Genomic DNA, 5,341 nt, shown 5'->3' with positions numbered 1-5,341 from the left:
CGGCCTCGACCGCTCCTGCCAGAACGGTGAGTCTGCGGAACAGCGACATCGTCGAGGACCTCCGTGACGAATGCGGCACCGCGTCGGACCGCGGCGCTGGGTCGTCGTACCAACAGTAGGCGAACGGGCACGGACCGGCGCGGCGTTCCACCGGCGTGCGACGACCACGTAACGGATCGGCCGTGCGCACGGCGGTGACCCGTCGACAGGTGGCAGGATCCCCGCCGTTCGACCCCGCCTCACCTGGAAGGCAACCGCATGACGACCGCGAGGACCCGCAGCGTCCGCTCCCTGACCGGGATCGCACTGTCCGCACTGACCGCACTGGTCCTGACCGGCTGTGGCGCCGGCGGCGACGGCAGCGGGGGAGGCGGCTCCGCCGAGGCCACCGGCACCGATGCGCCGATCCCGGCCGTCGCCAAGGACGACCGGCTCGCGGCGATGGTGCCGGCCGAGGTGCGGCAGGACGGCACGTGGGTCGTCGGCACCGACCCGACCTACCCGCCGAACGAGTTCACCGCGCCCGACGGCACCACGATCGTCGGGATGGACGTCGACCTCGGCACCGCGATCGCCCAGAAGCTGGGGCTGACCGCGAGGTTCGAGCAGAGCCAGTTCTCCGGGATCATCCCGGGCATCACCGGCGGCCGCTACGAGGCCGGCATCTCGTCGTTCACCATCAACGACGAGCGCACGCAGGTGCTCGACATGGTCGGCTACTTCTCCGCGGGCACCAGCCTCGCCACCCGCAGGGGCAACCCGGACGGCGTCGATCCGAACGACCTCTGCGGCAGGGCGATCGGCGTCCAGCAGGGCACCGTGCAGGTCGAGGACGTGCAGGCCCGCAACGCCGCATGCACCGCGGAGGGCAAGCCGGCCATCCAGATCACCGAGCTGCAGGCCCAGACCGACGTGACGCTCGCGCTGAACTCGAACCGGATCGTCGCGATGCTCGCCGACTCCCCGGTCGCCGCCTACGCGCAGACCACCACGAACGGCACGGTCGAGGTCGTCGGGCAGCCCTACGACACCGCGCCGTACGGCATCGCGCTCAAGAAGAACGACGGCCAGTACGCCCAGGCCGTGCAGGGTGCGGTCCAGTCGCTGATCGACGACGGCACCTACCGGCAGATCCTCGACAAGTGGAACGTCGCGAACGGCGCGATCCCCACCTCCTCGGTGAACGGTGGCTGAGCCGGCGACCACCGGCGCCCGACCCGAGCCCCGCGACGCGATCGGAGTCCGGCATCCCGGACGGTGGGTCGCGATCGCGGTGCTCGCCGTCCTGGGCGCGATGCTGGTCAACTCGCTGCTGACCAACGAGAACTTCGGCTGGCCGGTCGTCGCGGAGTACCTGTTCGCCGCACCGGTGCTGAACGGGCTCGCGAACACCCTCGTCCTGACCGTGCTGTCGATGCTGATCGGCATCGTCGGCGGGATCGGGCTGGCGGTCATGCGGCTGTCGCCGAACCCGGTGCTGTCCGGGGTGTCCGGGGTCTACCTGTGGCTGTTCCGCGGCACCCCGCTGATCGCGCAGCTGCTGTTCTGGAGCTTCCTGTCCTCGCTCTACCCGAACCTGTCGCTCGGCATCCCGTTCGGCCCGGAGTTCGTCGTGTTCGACACGAACTCGCTGATCACGCCGTTCCTGGCGTGTCTGCTGGGCCTCGGGCTGAACGAGGCCGCCTACATGGCCGAGATCGTGCGCGGGGGCATCCAGTCGGTCGACCAGGGCCAGAGCGAGGCCGCCGGGGCGCTGGGCATGACCCGCGCGCAGACCCTGCGCCGGGTCGTCCTGCCGCAGGCGATGCGGGTGATCATCCCGCCGACCGGCAACGAGACGATCGGCATGCTGAAGACGACGTCGCTGGTCGTCGTCATCGGCTACACCGACCTGCTCACCTCGGTGCAGCGGATCTACTCGACGAACTTCCAGACCATCCCGCTGCTCATCGTGGCCGCGGCCTGGTACCTGCTGCTGACCTCGCTGCTCACCGCCGGTCAGCGGGTCATCGAACGTCGCTACGGCCGCGGAGTCGCCGGTGCCGTCACCGAGGCGACCCCGCTGGTGCGGCTGTTCTCGTTCCGGACGGGAGGGAAGACCTCGTGACCCCGATGGTCCGCGCCGAGACGGTCGGCAAGAGCTTCGGCGACGTCGAGGTGCTCCGCGGCGTCGACCTCGTCGTCGAGCCCGGGCAGGTCTGCTGCGTGATCGGGCCGTCGGGCTCGGGCAAGTCGACCCTGCTGCGCTGCATCAACCACCTGGAGACCATCGACACCGGACGGCTGTGGGTCGACGGCGAGCTGATGGGGCTGCGCGAGGAGAACGGGCGGCTCTACCGGCTCCGTGACTCCGCGCTCGGCAGGCAGCGCCGCGAGGTCGGCATGGTGTTCCAGCGGTTCAACCTGTTCCCGCACCGCACCGCGGCGGAGAACGTGATGGAGGCGCCGGTCGTCGTGCGCCGCGAGTCCCGGGCGGCCGCGCGCGAGCGGGCCGTCGAGCTGCTCACCCGGGTCGGGCTCGGCGACCGCGCCGACGCCTACCCCGCGCAGCTGTCCGGCGGGCAGCAGCAGCGGGTCGCGATCGCCAGGGCGCTGGCCATGCGGCCCAAGCTGATGCTGTTCGACGAGCCGACCTCGGCGCTCGACCCGGAGCTGGTCGGCGAGGTGCTCGACGTGATGCGCGAGCTGGCCCGCGAGGGCATGACGATGATCGTCGTGACCCACGAGATCGGCTTCGCCCGCGAGGTCGGCGACGCGCTGGTGTTCATGGACGACGGCCGGATCGTCGAGTCGGGCGACCCGCGCGCGGTGCTCTCCGACCCGCAGGAGGAGCGCACCCGCGCGTTCCTGTCGAAGGTGCTCTAGCCGCGGGGGATGCGCCCCATCAGGAAGAACTCCGGGTTGGGGCGCAGCGCGGTCAGGTGCGCGAGCCGGTTCGACATCGCGAACAGCGCGGTGATCGCGCCGACGTCCCAGATCTCGTCCTCGGACAGCCCCGCGGCGCGGGCGTCGTCGAGGTCGGCCTCGGTGAGGGCCTCGGAGTTCCGGGCGACCAGCAGGGCGAGGTCGACGATCGCGCGCTCGCGCTCCGACAGCTCCACGGCGTAGGGGTTGGTCGCGACGCGGTCGGCGATCTCCGGGTCCTTGTAGCGGACCCGGAGGATCGCGCCGTGCGCGACGACGCAGTAGGTGCAGTTGTTCGCCCCCGAGGTGGCGACGACGACCAGTTCGCGCTCGGCCTTGGACAGTCCGTCGTCGGAGTCCATCAGCGCGTCGTGGTAGTCCAGGAACGCCCGCAGCTCCCGCGGGCGCCGCCCCAGTGCGCGGAACACGTTCGGGACGAACCCCGACCGCTCCGCGATCGCGCCGATCCGCTCCGCCAGGTCCGGCGGGAGCCCGTCGGGGTCGACGTGCCCGAACCTGCTCACCTCGTGCTGTGCCATGACGCGGACGCTAGCCGTCCGGGCCGTCAGCCGGGAGCGGCGACGCCGGTCCGGTAGGCCCACACCACGGTCTGCAGCCGGTCCCGGGTCCCGATCTTCGCCATCGCCCGGCCCAGGTGCGACTTGACCGTGGACGTCTCGACGACCAGCTCGTCGGCGATCTCGGCGTTGGACAGCCCGCGGGCCAGCATCCGCACGATCTCGGTCTCGCGCGGGGTCAGCGGGGCGACCCCGCCGTCGGGCGCAGCGTCCGGGGCGGGGCGGCGACGCGCGAACTCGGCGATCACCCGGCGGGTGACGGTCTGGTCGATCAGCCCGTCGCCGCGGGCGAGTCGGCGGACGGCGTCGACGAGGTCGTCGGGGTGGGTGTCCTTCAGGACGAACCCGCTCGCGCCCGCCTCCAGCGCGCCGAACACGTAGTCGTCGAGGTCGAAGGTGGTGACGACGAGGACAGCCGGGACCGGGTCGTCGAGGCCGGTGATCTCCCGGGTCGCGACGAGCCCGTTGCCACCGGGCATCCGGACGTCCATGCAGACGACGTCGGGCCGGTGTGCGCGCACCAGAGCGACGGCCTCCGGCCCGCTCGACGCCTCGCCGACGACCTCGACGTCACCGGCCAGCTCCAGGAACATCCGGAACCCGGCCCGGACCACCGCCTGGTCGTCGGCCAGCACCACCCTGATCACGCGCGTCCCCCTCCGGTCTCCGGGCCGGGATCGTGCGGGACGACCAGGCGGACCCGCCAGCCGTCGTCGCCGGTCCGGCCCGCCTCGAACGTCCCGCCGACCAGCTGTGCCCGCTCACGCATCCCGGCCAGCCCGAACCCCCGGGTGCCCGGCGCGCTGCCGGACTCCGGCGGGGTACCGCGCGCGGGGCCGTTCACCACCTCGACGGCGACCCGGCCGTCGGCGTGGGTCACGGTCACCCGGACCGGGGCGCCGGCGGCGTGCTCACGGGCGTTGGCCAGTGCCTCCTGCACCACCCGGTAGCAGGTGACGTCGGCGACCGGGGACGGCTCGCCCGGGTCCCCGCGCCGGACCAGCTCCACCGGCCCGCCCAGCTCCCGGGCCTGTTCCACGAGCCCGTCGAGCTCGGCGAGACCGGGGACCGGGGCGTCGGCCTCGGCGCCGCCCGCCCCCGGCTCCCGCAACGCTCCGACGACCAGACGCAGGTCGTGCAGGGTGCGGCGACCCTGCTCCCGCAGCCGGGACGCCGTCCGGCGCGCCTCGTCCGGGTCCCGGTCCACCAGCCGCTCGACCACCGCGGCCTGCACGACCATCGCCGACAGGTGGTGCGCGGCGACGTCGTGCAGCTCGCGGGCCATCCGCGCCCGCTCCCGGGCGACGGCGGCGTCCGCCCGTTCCCGGTACGCCGCGACGACACCGGCGGTGTGCACCCGGTCGAGCTCGGCGTAGCGACGCCGGGTCCGCAGGTACACGCCCAGCAGCAGCGGGCCGCCGTAGACCAGGACCGCCGACAGCACCTGGGCGACGACCAGCCCGGCCGCGCCGAGCAGCGCACTGTCGGACGGTCGCACCGCGATCCCGGTGAGCACCACGGTGGTCTCGACGACCGCCGCCGCGCCGACCAGGACACCGGCCCGTCGCGTCGGGAGCCGGGACCCGCAGGTGCCGGCCGCGACCGCTGTCGCCGGGCCCCGCAGGGCCGCACCCACCGGCAGCAGGACGACGTTCACCAGCTCCAGGCCGACCGTCAGCGCCAGGCAGACCGCCGGGGCGGTGCGGCGCAGCGCCAGCAGCAGGTTCTGCACGGTCACCACCCCCAGGGCCAGCGCCGCCGTGCCCGGCGCCAGGCCCAGCTCCGCGGCCGGGCCCGGTGCCAGTACCACCGGGGTGACCACCGCGAGCGTCCCGGCCGCGACGAGCACGGCCAGCGCG

General features: G+C 73.3%; 6 protein-coding genes. 3 read left to right on the top strand and 3 right to left on the bottom strand.

Annotation, left to right across the window (positions count from 1 at the left end):
- The first annotated feature begins 258 nt into the window (after positions 1-258).
- The 3 genes from GTW08_RS19355 to GTW08_RS19345 are packed head-to-tail and all read left to right on the top strand — an operon-like array spanning position 259 to position 2,865.
- A complete protein-coding gene (locus tag GTW08_RS19355; protein WP_083658709.1) occupies positions 259-1,194 on the top strand; it encodes an ABC transporter substrate-binding protein in 936 nt (311 codons plus the stop codon).
- Positions 1,187-2,107 carry an amino acid ABC transporter permease gene (locus tag GTW08_RS19350; RefSeq protein ID WP_073576095.1) on the top strand — a complete coding sequence of 307 codons (921 nt, stop codon included), beginning with the start codon at positions 1,187-1,189 and terminating at the stop codon, positions 2,105-2,107. The genes GTW08_RS19355 and GTW08_RS19350 overlap by 8 nt, the downstream gene beginning before the upstream one ends.
- Positions 2,104-2,865, top strand: coding sequence for an amino acid ABC transporter ATP-binding protein (locus tag GTW08_RS19345; RefSeq protein WP_301549049.1), 762 nt, complete (start codon positions 2,104-2,106; stop codon positions 2,863-2,865). The genes GTW08_RS19350 and GTW08_RS19345 overlap by 4 nt, the downstream gene beginning before the upstream one ends.
- Here the strand turns inward: GTW08_RS19345 and GTW08_RS19340 are convergent.
- From GTW08_RS19340 to GTW08_RS19330, 3 genes are all read right to left on the bottom strand, one after another.
- Positions 2,862-3,443, bottom strand: coding sequence for a peroxidase-related enzyme (locus tag GTW08_RS19340; RefSeq protein WP_073576096.1), 582 nt, complete (start codon positions 3,441-3,443; stop codon positions 2,862-2,864). The genes GTW08_RS19345 and GTW08_RS19340 overlap by 4 nt on opposite strands.
- 26 nt (positions 3,444-3,469) lie before the next feature.
- A complete protein-coding gene (locus GTW08_RS19335) occupies positions 3,470-4,129 on the bottom strand; it encodes a response regulator transcription factor (RefSeq protein ID WP_073576097.1) in 660 nt (219 codons plus the stop codon).
- The coding region (locus tag GTW08_RS19330) for a sensor histidine kinase (RefSeq protein ID WP_161152334.1) at positions 4,126-5,341 on the bottom strand (1,216 nt) is incomplete at its 5' end. The genes GTW08_RS19330 and GTW08_RS19335, both read right to left, overlap by 4 nt.

It is taken from the genome of Pseudonocardia sp. SID8383, from assembly GCF_009864975.1.
GTDB classification, from domain to species: domain Bacteria; phylum Actinomycetota; class Actinomycetes; order Mycobacteriales; family Pseudonocardiaceae; genus Pseudonocardia; species Pseudonocardia alni.
The sequence above is the reverse complement of the archived record's forward strand: the minus strand, read 5'-3'. Positions and strand labels throughout refer to the sequence as shown.